Here is a 17,626-nt window from a genome sequence, read left to right on the forward strand (position 1 = left end):
CGTGGCCGAACTCCTCACCCCAGCCGATCCCGAAGCGAAGCACCTCATCGCGCACGGACGGCTCGAGGTCGAAGGCCGTCTGGTCGACGCCTCCAACGTGACCTTGTTCTGCTCGGTCGAAATGGACGGGCTGAGCGCGAACGCGGTGTACAAGCCGGTTTCGGGTGAGCGCCCGCTGTGGGACTTCCCCGACGGGACGCTCGCCGGGCGCGAGGTCGCCACATACTTGTTGGCGGCGGGCTCGGGTATCGGGAGCATCCCGCCCACGGTGCTGCGCGACGGCCCGTTCGGCTCGGGCATGGTGCAGCTGTGGGTCGAGACCTCCGAGGAGGAACTCGTCGACGTGCGCGCGCCGGAGGAGGTCCCGCCGGGCTGGCGGGTGGTGCTGCACGCGCACGACCGGCTCGGCGAGCCCGCGGTGCTCACCCATGCCGACACGCCCGGTATCCGCGATCTGGCGGTCCTGGACATCATCGCGAACAACACCGACCGCAAGGGCGGGCACGTGCTCGCCGGCGCCGACGGTGGGGTGTACGGCGTCGATCACGGCATCTGCCTGCACGCCGAACCCAAACTGCGCACCGTGCTGTGGGGCTGGATCGGCGAGCGGCTGCCGGAGGAAGCGCTCGAGAAGCTGCGCGCCCTGCCGGAGAAGATCTACGGCCCGCTCGGCGACGAGCTGTCCGAGCACCTGACCGGCCTGGAGGTCAGCGCGATCGCCGAACGCGCCGAGGCACTCGCGGCCTCGGGCGTGTTCCCCGAGCCCGGCGACGACTGGCGCGCCATCCCCTGGCCGCTGTTCTGATGACCGTCGACGCCGCAGCGCGAATGGCGGCGTGGCGCAGAAGCCGCTGAAGGCCTGCTGCACGGTGAGCTCCATCCCGGCAACGTCCAGCTCGGCGCTTGTCGGCCCGGTCGCGCTCGCCGATCTTCTCCCGGAGTGCCTACGACCAATCCGGTGACGTCGTTCACTCGAATTACCTGTGTCCGGCCCGTGACGTTGCGGCATCCGCTGTGTCTGTCATACGGAAAGCCTGGCAGTGAAGCTGATGAGCGGGGGTGCGGTGACTGCGGCGACCACGACAGAGGCGACACAGCCGTCGCTCGACGATGCGACCCTGGTCGCGAGGGCGCGCGACGGCGACGTACACGCCTACGAGGAGTTGGTGCGCCGGTATCAGGGCCCGATGTTCCGCCTGGCGCTGCGGATGCTCGGCAGCACCGGCGACGCCGAGGACATCGTGCAGGACGTGTTCCTCACGGTGTGGCGGCGGCTCGGGCAGTTGCAGCAGGACGCGGCGTTCGTCGGCTGGCTGTACCGGACCACGACCAACCGGTGTCTCAACGCGATCCGGGCCCGCCGCCCCATGGCGGACGTGGACCCGGACACGACCGAAACCCGGCGCGGCGACGCGCGCCCCGAACGGGCGGCCGAGGTGAGCGCCCAGATGCGGGCGCTGCTCGACGCGCTCGAACAGCTCACCCCGCAGCAGCGCGCGTGCTGGCTGCTGCGGGAGGTACACGGCCGGTCCTATGAGGAGATCGCGGCGGCGGTGGACAGTTCGACCACGGCGGTCCGTGGCCGCATCGCCCGCGCCCGCGCGCAACTGGCGGAGGTGATGCAGCCATGGCGGTAGAGACGACGTACGACCTGCCGTGTGGCCGGTCGCTGGAACAACTGTGGGCGCAGCTCGACGCTGCGGACGCACACGGGCTGTCCTGCCCGCACTGCGCGACGGCCCGTGAAAGCCTGCGTGCGCTGCGGGAGGCCACCGACGAACTGGCCGCCGACCGCGTGCAGCCCAGGATCGACCTGACGGACCGGATCATGTCCGCGGTCCGTGCCGAGCTTCGTGGAAGGGGTGAAATGCTGCCGCTGGACGCCGACGAGCCGGGCACGCTGGAGGTCAGCGAGCAGGCGGTCGCCGTGGTGCTGCGCTTCGCCGCCGACGAGATCGATGGGGTCCGGGCACGCCGCTGCCGGGTGCGCGCCCTCGGGGTCGAGGCCGGGGAGACCGTGCTCCACGCCGAGCTGACCGTGGCCGCGACTTATCGCGACGACCTGGCCGAACTCCTGGCAACCGTGCGGGAACGAGTGATGGCCGCGTGCGCCGTGAGCGTCGGCGTCCGGCTCGCACGGCTGGACCTGGAGCTGGCCGACTTCTATGACCGGTGAGGGGATGAGCATGGCCATCGAGTGGGCGATCGAGGAACCGGTCGTGGCCGGCATCGCCGCGCACGCGGCCCGCGGCATACCGGGGGTGGCCCGGCTGGAGACCGGAGTCGGCGGTCTGCTGCGCGCGTGGGGACGGTCGAAATGGCAGCAGGCCAAGGGAATCACGCCGGTCGCCACCGACGGGGTCGCGGTGCGGGTGGACGGTGAGTCGGTACGGGTACGCGTCGGCATCGCGACGAGCGGGCACGCGCAGGCGGCCGTCGTCGCGCGACGGGTGCAGCGGGAGGTGCGGCAGGCCATCACCCGCGACACCGGGCTGACCGTGGACGAGGTGTCGGTCGCGGTGCTGGACATCGAACCCGCGAGCACCTCATGACCGCGCGCACCGAGCTGGTCTCGGCCCTGCTCGCCGCGTTGTCCACTGTGGAGGGCGTGCGGCCCGCGCCGCCGATGGTCCGGTCCACCGCCGCGTTCAACCTCGACTCGCTGGCCATCGACGCGGCCGAGGACCTGGTGCGGATCCGGCTCGTGGCGACCGCGCTGCCACTGCCCCCGGTGTTGTCCGCGGCCGGGGAGGTCGTCGCGAAAACTCTTGTGGGCACGCCGTTCGAGCGCGCCGCAGTGCTGCTGGTGGTGACCGATGTGGACGCCACGGCGGTCCAGGACCGGCAAATCGGTGCGTGACGTTTCGCGATCAGCGTTGTCTTTCCTGATGTAGGCACGAAAAACACCACGAAGGAGTTGTCGAGCATGACCAGCAGCACCGAGGAGAAGACCGCGACCTCGTCCCGCAAGGGCGGCGAGCTGGCCCGGTCGGAGACCAGCACGCCGCTGGTGACCAGTCAGGGCACCACCACGATCGCGAGCACCGTGGTGCAGAAGATCGCCGGTCTCGCCGCCCGCGAGATCCCCGGGGTGCACGACCTCGGCGGCGGCGTGAGCCGCGCGTTCAGCGCGATCCGCGACCGCATCCCCGGCGCCAACGCCAGCGCGGGCCAGGGCGTCTCGGTCGAGGTGGGGGAGAAGCAGGCGGCCGTGGACCTGCAGCTCGTGGTCGAGTACGGGGTGTCGATCGCCGACCTGGCGCGCGCGGTGCGCAGCAACGCCATCAACGCGATCGAGCAGATGACCGGGCTCGAGGTCGTCGAGGTCAACATCATGGTCAACGACGTGCACCTGCCCGACGAGGACATGGAAGAAGACGGCGCCACCGGACGGGTGCAGTAGGCCATGTCTGCTTCCGTCCTTGGCCTGTTGACCGGGCTCGTACTGGGAATCGCCGGCGCGTTCGGCGGGTTCGGGGCCTTTCTGATCGTCGCCGTGCTGGGGGCGCTGGGCTGGCTCGCGGGGCGCGCGCTGGAGGGCAAGCTCGACCTGTCCCAGCTGACCGGACGGGACCGGCGATGACGCGATGACCGTGACCGAGGAGATCGAGACGCGCGGCACCACCACGGTCGCCGACCGTGCGGTGCAGCGCATCGCCACCCGGCTGGTCACCGAGATGGAGGGCGTCGGCGGCTCGTCGCGCCGGATGCTCGGGCTGACCGTCGGCGGCAGTGAGCCGAAGATCGACGCCCGGGTGCGCGGCGAGCAGGTCACGCTCGACGTGGAGTTGTCCGTCGCCTATCCGGCGTCGGTGCCGAAGACCACCGAGGCCGCGCGCGAGCAGCTCACCCGCGAGGTCGCCGAGCTGACCGGGCTCATCGTGGATCGGGTCGACATCACCGTGACCTCGTTGCGCGGTGCGGATTCCGGGGAGAGGAGGGTGCGGTGATCCGCCGTTCCCGGCGCAGCCTGCCCGCGACGATCGTGGCGCTCGCAGGTCTCGCGGTGTGCGCACTGGTCGCCACGAGCGCGATCCAGCTGCTGATCAACGAACGGCCGGTGCTGGATTACCGGCGCATCGCCGAGTACGTGCACGGGCTCGACTGGACCGCGCTGCCGGTGGTGATCGCCGGGTCGGCGCTGGCGTTCTTCGGCCTCGTCCTGTTCCTCGCCGCGGTGCTGCCGGGCCGGGCTCTCGTCCTGCCACTGCAGGAGGGTGGCGGGGCCAGCATCGCGGGCGCGTCGCGGCGCGGGATCAGGGCAGCGCTGCAGGCCTCCGCCGTCGCGGTCGACGGCGTGGCGGCCGTGCGGCTGAAGTACCGGCGCCGGAAGGTGAAGGCGAAGATCACGCCGACGCGCACCGCGCCCGACGATCTGGGCGCACGGGTTGACGAGGCCGTGATCGCGCAGCTCGACCGGATCGGGCCGCAGCGTCGCCCGCGGGTGCACACGAAGATCGGAAGGGTCTGATGGCGAGTCTCAACCGCCCGGCGCGGCTCAATCGCACACTGCTGGCCCTGTTCGGGCTCGTCCTGCTCGCCGCGGGCGCGTTCGCGATCACCACGTCGTACGGCTGGCTGCGGGTGCTCGACCGGAACCGCCCGCTGGTACCCGGCACGCACCTGCCACCGACCTGGGTCTGGTACGTCGTGACCGCGATCGCGGTCCTGGTGGGGCTGTTGTTCCTGCGCTGGCTGGGCGCGCAGGCGCTGCGGCGGCCGAGGACGGTGACCTGGCGCTGGCGCGGCACCGCCGCCACCGGGTCGACGCGGCTGGAGGCGAACGTCGCGACGGAACCGTTCACCGGAGAGGTCGAAGGCTATTCCGGTGTGCGCGAGGCCTCGGCGACGTTGTCCGGTCCGCAGGACGATCCGACGCTGCTGGTCACCGTCACCGCCGGGCCCGACGCCGATCTGTCGGTGATCCGCGAGCGGATCACCGAGCAGGGCGTGCCGAGGTTGTGCCAGGCATTGGATCTGGAAGCCCTGCCCACCGTCGTGGAGTTCCGGTTCGCCACCGAGACGGCACCGCGCGTGCGCTGACGTCCGCCGCGGCCGTCGCCGGGCATGTTGCCCGAGCCTGGCTGACGGCCGGCGGGCGTCGCCTCGAACACGACGCGATGTTCAGGCGGCGTTCCCGGAATCGTAGGCGATCCGGGACGCGGCGATCGAGCCACGATGCTTCTGCGCCCGGTCCAGCAGCCCGCGCAGTGATTCATACAGTTCGCGCGCCATGTCGGTGAGTTCGTACTCGACTCTCGGCGGCACGGTCGGGTAGACGGTGCGCACCAGCAGCCCGTCGCGTTCCAGCTTGCGCAGGTTCAGCGTCAGCATGCGCCGGCTGATGCCCTCGACCGCGCGCTCCAGTTCGGTGAAGCGGACGGGTCCGTTCGCCGCGGCGACGATGATCCCGATGCTCCATTTACCCGCCACGTGGTCGAGCACCTCGACGATCGGGCAGGCCTCGGCCAGCTGTGCGGACACCTCGTCGGACATGTGTTCCACGTTACCAGCGATTCCCTCTGTTACAGATCGTTCCCCATTGAGCTGGACGGTCACATCGATGTTCCCCTGGCACAGCAAAGTGCCTTCTTCCCAGGTCAGAAGCTGGAACAGAAGATGGGAACTGTTACAAATCGTGCCCTGAGGGAGGCGCTCGATGTCCCAGACCTTGTCCAGCCGCGGCACCGCACGCGGGCTCGCGCTGGCCGTGCTGTGCGCGCAGACGCTGATGATCATCCTCGATGTAACAATTCGTCTATACACCTTCAGTCGCGTCCGCGCGGGCGGTGAGTAGTGCTACTCAAGTTTGCCCTAACCGGTTGAGCCTGCTTGGGCTGCTCCCGTAGTGTCACGACCCGAACACAGGGCGCATGGACATGGTCCGGGCGAGGGGGAGCGGGCGCGCATGGCCGGGTACGAGGTCATCATCGACAAGATCGCGGCCGCCGGGAAGGCGGCGCAACGGGTCGCGGACGTGATCGGGCCTCTCGACTTCGCGGGAGCGATCCCGGACGGGGACGCTGGGATGCCCGGAGCCCGGGCGATCGGGAAGCTGGCGTCGGTGAAGCAGAGCTGGGCGGGCAAGGTGAAGCCGATCGCAACCGGGTTCACCGACTACGCGAACGATATGACGAGCGCGGCCGAGTTCTATCGCACTTACGAGGACGCCGCCCAGCATGATCTACGGCAGTTCCAGCTGCCGAAAGGGATGAGCTGAGCGTGAGTTTCTGGGGGATGTCCTGGGGCGATGTGACACGGTGGAGTCCGGAGCCGCTGGCCGACCTGGTCGGGGTGCTCAACAACCGCTATAACCAGCTGCTCGGGGGCGCGGACGAGTTGCGGGCGACCGCGATGCCGGAGGGGCTGGTCCGGGCCCAGTGCTGAGGCGGCGGCGACCCGCGCCACCAAGCTCGCCGACGCGGCCGAGGAACTGGCCGCCGAAGGCGCGAGCCTGCGGCGCGCGGCCGGGGACGTATCGGACGCCATCACCGGGGTGTTGCACGGGGTGAAGGAAGTCCAGAGCATGGCCGCCGCACACGAGTTCTCCATCGGGGAGGACGGCAGCATCACCAGCCACGCGCCGCCCCCGGTGAGCACCGAGCAAGATCCCGATGGCGCGCAGGCGGCACGCGACCGGCAGCGGATCGCGGTCGAGCTGCAGGACCGCATCCAGGAGGTGCTGCGCTCCGCCGAGGATGTGGACAACGACTTCTGCGCCGTGCTCGATCGCATCCTGTCCAACCACGAGATCGACTCCGGCAACGGTCGCACGGACCTCTCCGCTGCGGGCAACTCCGGTGCCGCGCTCGGCGCGCTGAGCATCCCCGCCCCACCCCCGGCGGGCGCGACCCCGGCAGACAATGCCGCCTGGTGGGCCACCCTGTCCCAGAACCAGAAGAACGTGCTCATCCACGACCACCCAGAACTCGTCGGCAACCGCGACGGCGTGGAAGCCTCCGCACGCAGCCAGGCCAACCTGGCGATGGTCCCCAAGCTGCGGGCCCAGTTGCAGCAGCGGTACGACACCCTCGCCGCCCAGGCCAGCGGGAAGGGCGCGGAAGCGCTTCCGGCGATCCTGGAACTGGAGAACATCAAGCACAAGCTCGACTCGCTCGACGCCGTGGACAAGATCATGCACCTATCGACTGGTGAGGTGAACCCCGACAAGCAACTGCTGACGTTGGATGTCAGCGGTCACGCCGCGAAGGCCGCCATCGCTAACGGGGACGTCGATACCGCCCAGCACGTCGCCGTCTTCACCCCCGGCATGAACTCCGCCGTCAACGAAAATATGTCTGGCTACGTGGACGATATGGACGGGATCCGGACAGCCGCAGAGAACGATCTCCGTCTGAAGGGTGGCGGTTCGGTCGCCACCGTGACGTGGTTGGGTTACGAGCCGCCAGCTGTCCCGGTTGACGGCAAGATCTTCGAGGCGGGTAAGAGCATCAACGACCTGGTGGGTGGCGACGCGGCCGTTGACGGTGCGAACAAGCTGGCCCAGTTCGATCAGGGGATCAACGCCTCGCGGACGAACGAGCCCCATATGACCGCGCTCGGGCATTCCTATGGCTCGCTGACCACCGGCATCGCCTTGCAGCAGAACACCGGGGTGCACGACGCGGTGTTCTTCGGATCACCCGGCATTACCGACACCCCGAGCTGGTTGCCGGGGAGCGGCAACCCGGTGCAGCACCTCCAGGTCCCCACCGGTCACACCTACGACCTTGCCGCCAACGGCGACCCCATCGCCAACGACGTACCCATACTGGGACGCTACGGCGACGCCCCGCAAACCCTTGCCGGTGTCACCCAACTCTCTACCGATGCTGCCATCAGTCCTGACGGACCACTCGCCGCATCGCAGGGACACAGCCAGTACACCACGTCGATCAACGGCATCGACACGACGAGCAAGTACAACATCGCGGCCGTCGTTGCAGGACAGCCGGACCTCACGATTCCGGCTCGCTAGGAAGGGAGTTACGGTCATTCAGCTTCGCACCAGCGCGGTCCTCGCCGTGCTCGTCGTTATCGCTCTTGCCGTTACCGGATGTAGCGGACGTATTGGGACGGACACCCCCACAACAACCATGAACAGCCAACAGCAACAGCTCAACGAGCTAATGAGCCGACCGGACATCAACCAGGTCGTCGCTAGTTACACGGACATGCGAGAAAAGTTGGCCCAGCAACTGACGACCGAATTCGGGATAGGTAGCTGGCAAAATCTTCATGACGGTCGAGAGTCGGGGTGTGCAAATGAGTTCCCGAATGTCGACCGTTACGATGTCGTCCGTCGTAACCTGGATCGGCTGTCCAGTCGCCAGACTCTTAGCTCGGAACAGTGGGCTAAGGCCGTGGAAGTGATTTCAAACCTCGCTAACAGCTATGGCTTTACCCGTACAGGTCCGCGCGTGGATAAACCCCCATCACACTACCTAACGGTTCTTGATCAATACGGCGCTGAGTTGTTTGTGGGAACGGAACAGCAGACAGTCATTTCAGTGACCACGGGCTGCCACCTGACTCCGGACGCGAAGACACGCGGTACCACACGGACCTCGACCCCCAGGCAGTGATGGCCTCCTGTGTCCACCCACGGCAAGGGATAGCGACTTGTCGTACAGGCGTTGCAACACGAACGAGCACCCCGGCACGCTCGATGGAAAGGCCAAAATCCCGAGCGTGCACGGGGTGCCCGCGTGCCGCGCGCCGGAAGGAACGGCCAGCGCGGCAACCGTCACCGCGACGGGTAACCACTGAAACCCCGCCAGGCGACGAAACCTCGACCTACAGACCGGTCACGACTACTACCGCGCTCGGTCGTGTCACACAGAAGATCAACCGCTCCTCGCACCTCACCCGCGTCACGTTTTTGATAAACGCGTCGCCGCCGCGATCAACGTCGATTCGCATGGTGTTGACCGAATACACCAGGGTGCCTTGCATAAAATTGGCCACGACCGCTGTGCCGGCAGGGATCTGCGACGTTTGCACGACCCGGATGCCCCACAATGTATTCGCCGAACCGTCCAGCGGATTGACGGCCAAATAACGGTTTTGCGCGTCCTTCGCGCGGCGAATAGCGGACCAGTCTGTCGGGTTCAAAACAACCGCGTCCGGGCTGGCGAACGCCGGACCGACCCGCAAATCGTTGACGGCCATTTCCAGCGTGTCGAGCGGCGTTTCCGTACCCCGCACCCGCCCCAGGGTGCCGCTGACGTGGAGCAGCCCGTCCCAGCCGTGTTCACCGCCAGCGGACGCGGCGAGCAGTTCCCGATTCTCAGCGTCAACGAGCCCGCCCTGCAAATCGCTCGTCACCAAATTGAGGAAATTCGGGAAGTCCAGAATGGACTCGTCCGACGTTTCGACGTAATGCGCGATCTTGGTGGCGTGCGCGTCGATTTTGTCGTAGGAAATCATCGACTGCGGCTTCGGCTCGGCTTCCGCCGTGGCTGCGGCCGACGTGCTGCCATTCGTGCGGTAATACTGAATATAGGCCGGGCCGGTCATGATCGGGATCAGGTCCAGAATCCGCACCGGTTCCCGCGCGAACGGGACGGGCGGCAAGATCCGTTGAGCCCACGTGGCCGGTGGCGTTCCGGCGATGACGTCCGGTGTGGGGTCCGTTTTGGTGCCGCGCGGCTGGGTCTTCGCCTCGACGGCGATGGACCGTTTGCTCGTCGCGTGTTCGTGGAGCTGCCGCAGGTCTGCCTCCGCCAGGGACGTGATCGACGGCGGTGATCGGCCGTCGCCGTGTGTTCCTCGCCGGGATCGTCGTGTTCACCGCCGCGTCCGTGCTGTGCGGCGCGGCCTGGAGCCCGCAGGTGCTGGTCGCCGCTCGCTTCCGGCAGGGCATCGGCGGCGCGGCCTCGTCCGCGGTCGTGCTCGGCATGATCGTGGCCCTGTTCCCCGAACCGGCGGCGCGCGCCAAGGCGATCGGCGCGTTCAGCTTCGTGCAGGCCGCGGGCGGATCCATCGGCAGCCTCACCGGCGGCGTTCTGACCGCGGCCGCGAGCTGGCACTGGATCTTCCTGATCAACGTGCCGATCGGCCTCGTCGTGGCCGTGCTCGCGACGCGCGTGCTGGACCGCGACCAGGGCATCGGCCTGCGCGCGGGTGCCGACGTGCCCGGTGCGGCGCTGGTCACGGCCGCACTGATGCTCGGCGTGTACACGATCGTCGAGGTGGACGGACACGGCTGGGGCTCGCCGCACACGCTGGGCCTCGGCGCCGTGGCGGTCGCTCTGCTGGTGGCGTTCCTGCTCCGGCAGGCCAGGGCCGCGACACCCTTGCTGCCACTGCGTGTTTTCACCTCTCGTTCGCTGTCGGCGGGAAACGCGGTGCAGGCGTTGCTGATCGCGGCGATGTTCGGGTTCCAGTTCCTGATCGTGCTGTACCTGCGGCAGGTGCTCGGATTCTCGGTCGAGCAGACCGGCTTCGCGATGGTCCCGGTGGCTGTCCTGATCGCGGCGATCTCGCTCGGTGCGTCGGCTCGGGTGACCGGCCGATTCGGCGAACGCGCCGTGCTGCTCGCCGGGCTCGGCCTGATCACCGTCGGCCTCATGCTGCTGGCCCGCGCCCCGTCCGACGGCCGGTACGTGGCGGATGTGCTGCCCGCGTTGGCCCTGATGGGGATCGGGTTCGGCCTGGCGATGCCCGCGCTCATGTCGCTGGGCATGCGCGACGCACGACCCGAGGACACCGGACTCGCCTCGGGGTTGTTCAACACCACACAGCAGGTCGCGGGCGCACTCGGCCTGTCCGTGCTGGGCGTGCTGGCCGCTACCCGCTCCGAGGGCCTCGCCGCGCGGGGTGTCGCGCAGGCGGAGGCGCTCACGGCGGGTTACCACCTGGCGTTCTGGATCGGCGCGGGACTCGTCGCGGCGAGCGCCGTGCTGGCCGCGGCCACGCTGCGGCCTGCCCGCCGCTGACCGTCCTCCCGCGGTTCCGGCTGGAAGCGCTTTCCGGCCGGCACCCGGCGTGGCGGCGCGACGCGGCACCGCGTCCGGCGCTACCTTCCCCGATCGTGCGATCCCATTCCTATGACGACGTTCTCGCCGGGCCGCGCAAGCGGAAGATCCCGGAGGTCGCGGCCGAAGCCGGACTGGTGGTCGAGGAGCCGGGCAGCGGGTTCTGCGGCGCGGTGGTCCGGCTGGAGTGCGGCAACGTCGTACTCGAGGACCGCCACGGCAAGCACCGCGTGTTCCCGTTGAGCCCGGCGGGTTTCCTGCTGGACGGCAAACCCGTCACGCTCGTCGCACCCAAAGCCGCGCCGAAGCAGGCTCGCACGATCTCGGCGTCCGGCTCGGTGAAGGTCCAGGGCCTGCGGGCGCGCACCGCACGCGACTCGCGCATCTGGGTGGAAGGCAAGCACGACGCCGAACTGGTGGAACGCGTGTGGGGCCATGACCTGCGCGTGGAAGGCGTGGTGGTGGAACCGCTGGACGGGGTCGACGTGCTCGCCGAGCGCATCGAGGAGTTCGGCACCGGACCCGAGCGCAGACTCGGCGTCCTGGTCGACCACCTCGTCACGGGGAGCAAGGAGTCCCGGCTCGTGGACGCCATCCGTGACGACCACGTCCTGGTGACGGGCCATCCGTACGTGGACATCTGGCAGGCGGTCAAGCCCGCCGCCGTCGGCATCCGGCAGTGGCCGGCCGTGCCGCGCGGAACGCCGTGGAAGGAAGGCATCTGCGCGGCGCTGGGCTGGGGCGAGACCTATGAGGGCTGGCAGCGCGTGCTCGGCGCGGTGAGCAGTTTCCGCGATCTGGAAACACCGCTGATCGGGGCCGTCGAGCAGCTGATCGACTTCGTCACCGTCCCGGCCGGGTGAGCGTAGGTCACGCGAAGGTCACGTCGCGTGGTTCGCTGGCTGTGCACGGTCACGATCTGCCACGATAGCCGCATGACACCGGCGCTGATCTGGCTGATCGCGGGCATCGTGCTGATAATGGCCGAAGTGGTCTCCGGCGACTTCGTCCTGGTGATGCTCGGGATCGGCGCGCTGTTCGGCGCGGGGTCGGCGGCGATCAGCGGTAACGCGATCATCGACGTGATCGTGTTCGCGGTGGCCTCGGCCGGCCTGATCTGGCTGGCGCGGCCGGCGCTGAAAAAGCGCTTTCTGCACGGCCCCAACATCAAGACCGGTATCGAGTCCCTGATCGGCGCCCGCGGCGTCACGGTGTCTACTGTGGACGGCGACGGGGGCCGGATCAAGCTCGCCGGTGACATCTGGTCCGCGCGCAGCCACGTCGACGGTGAGCGGATCGAACCCGGCACGAAGGTGACCGTGGTAGAGATATCCGGCGCCACGGCCGTGGTATCGCCGGAGCCATAACACAACAATCTGCACAACGGGAGAGATCTTGGGAACCGCAGCGATCATTGTTGTCGCGGTCATCGCCCTGTTCGTGATCATCACGATCGCGAAGGCGATCATGGTGGTCCCGCAGGCACAATCGGCGGTGATCGAGCGGCTCGGTAGATTCCGTACGGTGGCCTCGCCGGGCCTGAACTTCCTGGTGCCCTTCCTCGACAAGGTGCGCGCCCGTATCGACCTGCGCGAGCAGGTCGTGTCGTTCCCGCCGCAGCCGGTGATCACCGAGGACAACCTGACGGTCTCGATCGACACCGTCGTCTACTTCCAGGTCACCGACTCGCGTGCCGCGGTGTACGAGATCTCGAACTACATCGTCGGTGTGGAGCAGCTGACCACCACCACGCTGCGGAACGTGGTCGGTGGCATGACGCTGGAACAGGCGCTGACCTCGCGCGACCAGATCAACAGCCAGCTGCGCGGCGTGCTCGACGAGGCGACCGGGCGCTGGGGCATCCGGGTCGCGCGAGTGGAACTGAAGGCGATCGACCCGCCGCCCTCCATCCAGGACTCGATGGAGAAGCAGATGCGCGCCGACCGGGAGAAGCGCGCGATGATCCTCAACGCCGAAGGTCAGCGGGAGTCCGCGATCAAGTCGGCGGAGGGCCAGAAGCAGTCGCAGATCCTGGCCGCCGAGGGCCAGAAGCAGGCCACGATCATGGCCGCGGAGGCGGACCGGCAGTCCCGCATCCTGCGCGCACAGGGTGAACGCGCGGCCCGCTACCTGCAGGCACAGGGCCAGGCGAAGGCCATCGAGAAGGTGTTCGCCGCGGTCAAGGCGGGCAGGCCGACTCCGGAGGTGCTGGCCTACCAGTACCTGCAGACGCTGCCGCAGATGGCGCAGGGCGACGCGAACAAGGTGTGGCTTGTGCCCAGCGACTACGGCAACGCGCTGCAGCAGTTCGCGCGGGCGTTCGCCAAGCAGGACGAAGAGGGCGTGTTCCGTTACGAACCGTCCAGTGCGGACGGTGCCGAGCCGCCCACCTTCGATGACGACGACGTGGCCAGCTGGTTCGACACCTCCACCGACCCGCGTATCGCGGAAGCGGTGCGCGAGGCGGAGAAGGTCGCCCGCCAGGAGGTTCCGGGCCCGCTGAACGCCACGGCACCGGCCCCGTCCATTCCGCCGGCACCGCCGGCCCCGCCCGCACCGCAGGCGGCGCCCCGGGCCCCGGAGCCGGACGAGGCGCAGGAGCCTCCGGCCGCGCCGCAGGCCTCCGTCGCGCCGTCGGAGCCGTCGACGGAGAAGACGCCGCCGCCCGCCGCGCCGCCGCAGGCCGGGCTGCCGACCCGGCAGCCGGGCCAGCACTACGGCACGCCGCCCACCGGCGGGCAGCAGCGGCCCGGACAGCAGCCGCCGTCGGGACCGCAGCCGCCGCAGCCGCCGCCGGGTGGCCCGTTCTACCCGCCGCAGCAGTAGGAATCCAGCGATGGGGGCCGGTTCACCCGCGTGAACCGGCCCCCATCGTCATGTCAGGCGCGGCGCACGTAGATGCTGTCGTCGCTGATGTCCGAGCGTGACCGATCGGCGATGAGCGCGACACACACCACGGTGACGACGGCGGCGAGCACGATGTAGATCGAGATCGAGTACGGCGTGCCGGTCACGTGCAGCAGCCACGTCGCCAGCAGCGGCGCCGGACCACCCGCGAACACCGACGCCAGCTGGTAGCCAAGACCCGCGCCGCCGTAACGGAGGTGCGTCGGGAAACTCTCGCCGATCAGCGCGGCCTGCGGCCCGTACTGCATCGCGTGCACGACCAGCGAGAGGATCACCACCACGAAGATCGGGACGTACCCGCCGTTCTTGAGCACGGCGAAATACGGGAACGCCAGCACGCCGGTCAGCACGGCGCCGGTCAGGTAGACCCGTTTCCGGCCGACGCGGTCGGACAGGTGCGAGAAGTAGGGGATCAGCCCGAGCTCCAGCGTCGCCGCGACCAGCACCGCGACGAGCACGAACGTCTTGGAGTAGTGGTGCTGGGCGACCACGTACACCAGGACGTAGCTGGTGAACAGGTAGAACGGCATCTGCTCGCTGAACCGCAGGCCCGCCGACAGCAGGATCTCGCGCCAGTGATGCTTGATGGCGTCGCTCACCGGCTTCTGCGAGGTGCGCTGCCTGGCCACGATCTTGGCGAACATGGGGGTTTCCATGATCCGCAGCCGGATCAGCAACCCGACGCCGACCAGGATGAGGCTGGCCAGGAACGGGATCCGCCAGCCCCAGGACGAGAACGCCTGGTCGGGCAGCAGCGCCGACAACAGCGTCATGCCGCCCGTGCCGAGCACGAGCCCGACCGGCACCCCGATCTGCGCGAAACTGCCGAGCAGTCCGCGTTTGCGCTGATCGCCCCATTCCATGGCGAGCAGCACCGAACCGCTCCACTCACCACCGATCGCGATGCCCTGGATGAGCCGCAGCCCGACGAGGATCAGCGGTGCCGCGACGCCGATCGTCGCCGCGCCGGGCAACAGGCCGACCGCGCCGGACGCGATGCCCATGAGCAGCAGGGTGATGACGAGCGTGACCTTGCGGCCGAGGCGGTCGCCCCAGTAGCCGAAGATCGCGGCGCCCACGGGCCGGGCCGCGAACCCGACGGCGTAGGTCGCGAAGGACTGCAGTGCTCCGGCATAGGCACTCGAGGACGGGAAGAACAGATGAGGAAAGATCAGTGCCGCTGCCGTGTTGTAGAGGAAGAAGTCGTACCACTCGATCGTGGTGCCGATAGAGCTCGCGAACGCGGCTCTGCGGACTTGGGTGCGTTTCTCGGTGTGCTGGGAGTCGATGACCTTGTTCGCTTCGTTGCGACCCAGAACCATGACCACATGCCTCCTGTGACGGGGCCCACTCAATCTTCAACTTTCGTTCACGTATCGAGTGATGTCCAGCCGGGGAGGCAATTACTTTCCGTACAAGAGCGGCGTCAGCGCTGGACTGGTGCCAGTTCGGGACGTTTCGCGCTGATGGCGTCACCGGAGGACTCGCCACGCAGACGACGGCCGATCCAGGGAAGGGCGTGCTCACGGGCCCAGCGCAGGTCCTCGGCGCGCCGCTGTCTCGGCGGTGTTGCCGGGCGTGGCCCCAGTTCGGCCGGCGAGAGTTCGTGCCCCACCCCCAGCGCGTCGAGCACCGCGACCGCGACCTCGGTGTGGCCGCGCGGATTGAGGTGCAGCCGGTCGGCCGACCACAGCCGCCGGTCACGCAACTGCCGCATGGCCCACATGTCCACCAGGCGCGCGCCGTGCCGGGCGGCGATGAGCCGGATGTGCTCGTTGTAGATCGCGGTCCGTCCCCGCATCGTGCGGAACACCGGGTCCTCGACGCCGTCGACACCGGTGAACAGCACGATCGTCGCGCCGGTTCCGGCCAGCCGGGCCACGGCTGCGTCGTAGGCGGCGACGAGGGAGTCGATGTCCACCTTCGGGCGCATCAGGTCGTTGCCGCCCGCGTAGATCGTGACCAGGTCGGGATCCATGGCCAGTGCGGGTTCCAGCTGCTCGGCGAGCACCGGTCCGAGCAACCTGCCCCGGATCGCGAGGTTGGCGTACCGCAGTTCCGGCTCGCGCACGGCGAGCTGCTCGGCGACGCGGTCGGCCCAGCCGCGGACCCCGTTCGGGCGTGCCGGATCGTCGTCGCCCACGCCCTCGGTGAAGGAATCGCCCAGGGCCACAAACCGCTTGCTCATGCTAACTACTTTAGGCGTGCCCGGTGATCGGCCACGTGCACCCTCGTGGCGCACCGGGTGGAGCAGAACCTGCGCCTGCCGTTGCGCGAGGTGTCGACGTAGACGACGTCGCATCCGTCGCGCCCGCACACGCCCATCCTGGCCGGGTCCTCGCACAGCAGATGGGCGAGGCCACCGGCGGTGTAGGCACGCAGCCGTGCGGCGGTGTCCGCGCGCTCCTCCGCGTAGTGCAGATGCGGCGCCTTGCCGTCGTGCCGGGAAATATGTGGCTGGCACGCGGAATCGGCCAGCAGCTCGTTGACCAGATCCACCCGTATGTCCACATCGGACGCCGCGAACACCGCGCGCAGCCTCCGTGTCCAGTCGGCGACGCCGGTGGCGTCGCGCTCGGACAGGTCATCGATGAGCATGCCGGCCGCGCGCGCCCTCGCGGTCACCGCCGCGGCCGGAGCGGTGCCGAGGTTGACCAGCCCGACGGCCACCTGCGCGGCCAGACCACCGTAAGGGTTGAAATGCACTGAGTCATTACAGCACGCTGCTCACATGCCTGACCACGAATGCCCCTCCTGCGGCTGCCCGCTCGCGGAATTGCTCGCCGAATCCAGCCATGTAGTGTCCGACGGGCGCGTCGCCTACCGGCGGTGCGTGTGCGGGAAATGGCTCGTGGAGATCAACGGCTCGCTGGTCGGCACGGCCGGATTGAGGAGCGCATGACTCGACGCGGACTCGTGCTGGGCGGCGGCGGTGTCGCCGGAATCGCGTGGGAGACCGGGATCATCGCCGGTCTCGCCCAGGCGGGGGTGGACCTGCTGAGGGCTGATCTGATCGTGGGTACCTCCGCCGGGTCGACCGTCGCCGCGCAGATCACCAGCGGGCTGCCGCTCGACGAGCTGTTCCGACGCCAGGTCGATCCGGCCGCGCAGGCGCCCGAACTGGCCGCGGTCCTGGATGGGGACGCCCTGTTGGAGTTGTTCGGCAACGCCGGTGAGCAGGCGAGCGACGCAGGGGAGCTGCGCCGCCGGATCGGGGCGCTCGCACTCGAGGCGCCGACCGTCACCGAGGCGGAACGGCGCGCGGTGATCGCCGCCCGGCTGCCGTCGCACACGTGGCCCGGCCGCGACCTGAGGGTCGTCGCCGTGGACGCGTACAGCGGCCAGGAGCGGGTCTTCGACAAGGACTCCGGCATCGCCCTGGTGGATGCGGTCGCGGCGAGCTGTGCGGTACCGGGCACCTGGCCGCCGCTGACGATCGGGGAGTCCCGCTACATCGACGGCGGCATCCGGTCCGCCGAGAACGCCGACCTCGCCGCCGGCTGCACTCATGTGCTGGTGCTGCAGGTCATGGAGATTCCGGGCAACACCGATCTCGACGACCAGGTGAGCGCGCTCCGCGCGGAGGGCGCCGAGGTCGAGATCGTGCGTCCCGATGAGGCGTCGCTGGAGGCGATGGGACCGAACCTGCTCGATCCCGCGGTCCGCGAGCCCGCCGCGAAGGCCGGACACGAGCAGGGGGTGCGCGCGGCAGCCGCACTCGCCGCGTTGTGGGGCTGACC

Annotated in this window: 26 protein-coding genes; 21 read left to right on the plus strand and 5 right to left on the minus strand. The window is 68.9% G+C overall.

What is annotated here, in order from left to right; translation table 11 throughout:
* Position 1 precedes the first annotated feature (1 nt).
* The 10 genes from HFP15_RS04450 (at position 2) to HFP15_RS04495 (ending at position 5,043) form a co-directional block, all read left to right on the plus strand.
* Positions 2-805, plus strand: a complete 804-nt coding sequence (locus HFP15_RS04450) for an Rv2133c family protein (RefSeq protein ID WP_168511711.1) — start codon at positions 2-4, stop codon at positions 803-805.
* A gap of 244 nt (positions 806-1,049) precedes the next feature.
* The gene (locus tag HFP15_RS04455) at positions 1,050-1,637 is read left to right on the plus strand and encodes an RNA polymerase sigma factor (RefSeq protein ID WP_168511713.1); all 588 of its coding nucleotides are present in this window, start codon (positions 1,050-1,052) and stop codon (positions 1,635-1,637) included.
* Positions 1,628-2,176, plus strand: coding sequence for an Asp23/Gls24 family envelope stress response protein (locus HFP15_RS04460; RefSeq protein WP_168511715.1), 549 nt, complete (start codon positions 1,628-1,630; stop codon positions 2,174-2,176). The genes HFP15_RS04455 and HFP15_RS04460 overlap by 10 nt, the downstream gene beginning before the upstream one ends.
* A gap of 10 nt (positions 2,177-2,186) precedes the next feature.
* Positions 2,187-2,552 (plus strand): Asp23/Gls24 family envelope stress response protein, encoded by a 366-nt coding sequence (locus HFP15_RS04465; protein WP_168511717.1) that lies wholly within the window; start codon positions 2,187-2,189, stop codon positions 2,550-2,552.
* Complete coding sequence (locus HFP15_RS04470) at positions 2,549-2,860, plus strand: hypothetical protein (protein ID WP_168511719.1); 312 nt, start codon at positions 2,549-2,551, stop codon at positions 2,858-2,860. The genes HFP15_RS04465 and HFP15_RS04470 overlap by 4 nt, the downstream gene beginning before the upstream one ends.
* A gap of 66 nt (positions 2,861-2,926) precedes the next feature.
* The gene (locus HFP15_RS04475; RefSeq protein WP_168511721.1) at positions 2,927-3,403 is read left to right on the plus strand and encodes an Asp23/Gls24 family envelope stress response protein; all 477 of its coding nucleotides are present in this window, start codon (positions 2,927-2,929) and stop codon (positions 3,401-3,403) included.
* Positions 3,404-3,406: 3 nt separating this feature from the next.
* The gene (locus HFP15_RS04480) at positions 3,407-3,583 is read left to right on the plus strand and encodes a hypothetical protein (RefSeq protein WP_168511723.1); all 177 of its coding nucleotides are present in this window, start codon (positions 3,407-3,409) and stop codon (positions 3,581-3,583) included.
* A 4-nt stretch (positions 3,584-3,587) separates the two neighbouring features.
* Positions 3,588-3,950, plus strand: a complete 363-nt coding sequence (locus HFP15_RS04485; protein ID WP_168511725.1) for an Asp23/Gls24 family envelope stress response protein — start codon at positions 3,588-3,590, stop codon at positions 3,948-3,950.
* A complete protein-coding gene (locus HFP15_RS04490; RefSeq protein ID WP_168511727.1) occupies positions 3,947-4,471 on the plus strand; it encodes a DUF6286 domain-containing protein in 525 nt (174 codons plus the stop codon). The genes HFP15_RS04485 and HFP15_RS04490 overlap by 4 nt, the downstream gene beginning before the upstream one ends.
* Positions 4,471-5,043, plus strand: coding sequence for an alkaline shock response membrane anchor protein AmaP (locus HFP15_RS04495; RefSeq protein ID WP_168511729.1), 573 nt, complete (start codon positions 4,471-4,473; stop codon positions 5,041-5,043). Before HFP15_RS04490 ends, HFP15_RS04495 begins: the two co-directional genes overlap by 1 nt.
* A gap of 81 nt (positions 5,044-5,124) precedes the next feature.
* Here HFP15_RS04495 and HFP15_RS04500 read toward each other — a convergent pair whose 3' ends face one another.
* Positions 5,125-5,496: a winged helix-turn-helix transcriptional regulator gene (locus HFP15_RS04500; protein WP_168511730.1), complete on the minus strand. Its 372-nt coding sequence runs from the start codon at positions 5,494-5,496 to the stop codon at positions 5,125-5,127.
* Between the two features lie 163 nt (positions 5,497-5,659).
* Between HFP15_RS04500 and HFP15_RS04505 the strand changes: the two genes are divergently transcribed.
* The 5 genes from HFP15_RS04505 to HFP15_RS04525 all read left to right on the plus strand — a co-directional run bounded on the left by HFP15_RS04505 (position 5,660) and on the right by HFP15_RS04525 (position 8,585).
* Complete coding sequence (locus HFP15_RS04505; protein ID WP_168511732.1) at positions 5,660-5,797, plus strand: hypothetical protein; 138 nt, start codon at positions 5,660-5,662, stop codon at positions 5,795-5,797.
* A 111-nt stretch (positions 5,798-5,908) separates the two neighbouring features.
* Positions 5,909-6,220: a hypothetical protein gene (locus HFP15_RS04510; protein WP_168511734.1), complete on the plus strand. Its 312-nt coding sequence runs from the start codon at positions 5,909-5,911 to the stop codon at positions 6,218-6,220.
* Positions 6,221-6,222: 2 nt separating this feature from the next.
* Positions 6,223-6,387, plus strand: coding sequence for a hypothetical protein (locus HFP15_RS04515; RefSeq protein ID WP_168511736.1), 165 nt, complete (start codon positions 6,223-6,225; stop codon positions 6,385-6,387).
* Positions 6,388-6,526: 139 nt separating this feature from the next.
* Positions 6,527-7,978: an alpha/beta hydrolase gene (locus HFP15_RS04520; RefSeq protein ID WP_168511738.1), complete on the plus strand. Its 1,452-nt coding sequence runs from the start codon at positions 6,527-6,529 to the stop codon at positions 7,976-7,978.
* Between the two features lie 118 nt (positions 7,979-8,096).
* Positions 8,097-8,585 carry an LppA family lipoprotein gene (locus HFP15_RS04525; RefSeq protein ID WP_168511740.1) on the plus strand — a complete coding sequence of 163 codons (489 nt, stop codon included), beginning with the start codon at positions 8,097-8,099 and terminating at the stop codon, positions 8,583-8,585.
* A gap of 211 nt (positions 8,586-8,796) precedes the next feature.
* On the opposite strand, the gene HFP15_RS04530 is transcribed toward HFP15_RS04525, so the two are convergent.
* The gene (locus tag HFP15_RS04530; protein WP_168511742.1) at positions 8,797-9,546 is read right to left on the minus strand and encodes a phage major capsid protein; all 750 of its coding nucleotides are present in this window, start codon (positions 9,544-9,546) and stop codon (positions 8,797-8,799) included.
* Between the two features lie 200 nt (positions 9,547-9,746).
* Between HFP15_RS04530 and HFP15_RS04535 the strand changes: the two genes are divergently transcribed.
* From HFP15_RS04535 to HFP15_RS04550, 4 genes are all read left to right on the plus strand, one after another.
* A complete protein-coding gene (locus HFP15_RS04535; protein WP_168511744.1) occupies positions 9,747-10,940 on the plus strand; it encodes an MFS transporter in 1,194 nt (397 codons plus the stop codon).
* Between the two features lie 95 nt (positions 10,941-11,035).
* Positions 11,036-11,842, plus strand: a complete 807-nt coding sequence (locus tag HFP15_RS04540; RefSeq protein WP_168511746.1) for a DUF3097 domain-containing protein — start codon at positions 11,036-11,038, stop codon at positions 11,840-11,842.
* Between the two features lie 72 nt (positions 11,843-11,914).
* Positions 11,915-12,346, plus strand: coding sequence for an NfeD family protein (locus HFP15_RS04545; RefSeq protein WP_168511748.1), 432 nt, complete (start codon positions 11,915-11,917; stop codon positions 12,344-12,346).
* A gap of 28 nt (positions 12,347-12,374) precedes the next feature.
* Positions 12,375-13,805, plus strand: a complete 1,431-nt coding sequence (locus HFP15_RS04550) for an SPFH domain-containing protein (RefSeq protein ID WP_246271378.1) — start codon at positions 12,375-12,377, stop codon at positions 13,803-13,805.
* Between the two features lie 53 nt (positions 13,806-13,858).
* Here the strand turns inward: HFP15_RS04550 and HFP15_RS04555 are convergent, their stop codons facing one another.
* The 3 genes from HFP15_RS04555 to HFP15_RS04565 all read right to left on the minus strand — a co-directional run bounded on the left by HFP15_RS04555 (position 13,859) and on the right by HFP15_RS04565 (position 16,592).
* The gene (locus HFP15_RS04555; RefSeq protein WP_168511750.1) at positions 13,859-15,208 is read right to left on the minus strand and encodes an MFS transporter; all 1,350 of its coding nucleotides are present in this window, start codon (positions 15,206-15,208) and stop codon (positions 13,859-13,861) included.
* A gap of 104 nt (positions 15,209-15,312) precedes the next feature.
* Positions 15,313-16,074: an SGNH/GDSL hydrolase family protein gene (locus HFP15_RS04560; RefSeq protein ID WP_168511752.1), complete on the minus strand. Its 762-nt coding sequence runs from the start codon at positions 16,072-16,074 to the stop codon at positions 15,313-15,315.
* 5 nt (positions 16,075-16,079) lie between these two features.
* Complete coding sequence (locus tag HFP15_RS04565; protein WP_168511754.1) at positions 16,080-16,592, minus strand: CGNR zinc finger domain-containing protein; 513 nt, start codon at positions 16,590-16,592, stop codon at positions 16,080-16,082.
* A 25-nt stretch (positions 16,593-16,617) separates the two neighbouring features.
* Here HFP15_RS04565 and HFP15_RS04570 point away from each other — a divergent pair, with 25 nt between their 5' ends.
* Positions 16,618-16,788, plus strand: a complete 171-nt coding sequence (locus tag HFP15_RS04570; RefSeq protein ID WP_168511756.1) for a hypothetical protein — start codon at positions 16,618-16,620, stop codon at positions 16,786-16,788.
* Positions 16,785-17,624: a patatin-like phospholipase family protein gene (locus HFP15_RS04575; RefSeq protein WP_168511758.1), complete on the plus strand. Its 840-nt coding sequence runs from the start codon at positions 16,785-16,787 to the stop codon at positions 17,622-17,624. Before HFP15_RS04570 ends, HFP15_RS04575 begins: the two co-directional genes overlap by 4 nt.
* The last annotated feature ends 2 nt before the right edge of the window (positions 17,625-17,626 follow it).

This window comes from Amycolatopsis acididurans (genome assembly GCF_012328925.1).
GTDB lineage: Bacteria > Actinomycetota > Actinomycetes > Mycobacteriales > Pseudonocardiaceae > Amycolatopsis_E > Amycolatopsis_E acididurans.

Excerpts from the sequence above, each read along its gene's own strand:
- HFP15_RS04455 (WP_168511713.1), top strand. The coding sequence starts at position 1,050 with ATGAGCGGGGGTGCGGTGACTGCGGCGACCACGACAGAGGCGACACAG.
- HFP15_RS04460 (WP_168511715.1), top strand. The coding sequence starts at position 1,628 with ATGGCGGTAGAGACGACGTACGACCTGCCGTGTGGCCGGTCGCTGGAA.
- HFP15_RS04465 (WP_168511717.1), top strand. The coding sequence starts at position 2,187 with ATGGCCATCGAGTGGGCGATCGAGGAACCGGTCGTGGCCGGCATCGCC.
- HFP15_RS04470 (WP_168511719.1), top strand. The coding sequence starts at position 2,549 with ATGACCGCGCGCACCGAGCTGGTCTCGGCCCTGCTCGCCGCGTTGTCC.
- HFP15_RS04475 (WP_168511721.1), top strand. The coding sequence starts at position 2,927 with ATGACCAGCAGCACCGAGGAGAAGACCGCGACCTCGTCCCGCAAGGGC.
- HFP15_RS04480 (WP_168511723.1), top strand. The coding sequence starts at position 3,407 with ATGTCTGCTTCCGTCCTTGGCCTGTTGACCGGGCTCGTACTGGGAATC.
- HFP15_RS04485 (WP_168511725.1), top strand. The coding sequence starts at position 3,588 with ATGACCGTGACCGAGGAGATCGAGACGCGCGGCACCACCACGGTCGCC.
- HFP15_RS04495 (WP_168511729.1), top strand. The coding sequence starts at position 4,471 with ATGGCGAGTCTCAACCGCCCGGCGCGGCTCAATCGCACACTGCTGGCC.
- HFP15_RS04500 (WP_168511730.1), bottom strand. The coding sequence starts at position 5,496 with ATGTCCGACGAGGTGTCCGCACAGCTGGCCGAGGCCTGCCCGATCGTC.
- HFP15_RS04505 (WP_168511732.1), top strand. The coding sequence starts at position 5,660 with ATGTCCCAGACCTTGTCCAGCCGCGGCACCGCACGCGGGCTCGCGCTG.
- HFP15_RS04510 (WP_168511734.1), top strand. The coding sequence starts at position 5,909 with ATGGCCGGGTACGAGGTCATCATCGACAAGATCGCGGCCGCCGGGAAG.
- HFP15_RS04520 (WP_168511738.1), top strand. The coding sequence starts at position 6,527 with ATGGCCGCCGCACACGAGTTCTCCATCGGGGAGGACGGCAGCATCACC.
- HFP15_RS04525 (WP_168511740.1), top strand. The coding sequence starts at position 8,097 with ATGAACAGCCAACAGCAACAGCTCAACGAGCTAATGAGCCGACCGGAC.
- HFP15_RS04545 (WP_168511748.1), top strand. The coding sequence starts at position 11,915 with ATGACACCGGCGCTGATCTGGCTGATCGCGGGCATCGTGCTGATAATG.
- HFP15_RS04555 (WP_168511750.1), bottom strand. The coding sequence starts at position 15,208 with ATGGTTCTGGGTCGCAACGAAGCGAACAAGGTCATCGACTCCCAGCAC.
- HFP15_RS04560 (WP_168511752.1), bottom strand. The coding sequence starts at position 16,074 with ATGAGCAAGCGGTTTGTGGCCCTGGGCGATTCCTTCACCGAGGGCGTG.
- HFP15_RS04570 (WP_168511756.1), top strand. The coding sequence starts at position 16,618 with ATGCCTGACCACGAATGCCCCTCCTGCGGCTGCCCGCTCGCGGAATTG.
- HFP15_RS04575 (WP_168511758.1), top strand. The coding sequence starts at position 16,785 with ATGACTCGACGCGGACTCGTGCTGGGCGGCGGCGGTGTCGCCGGAATC.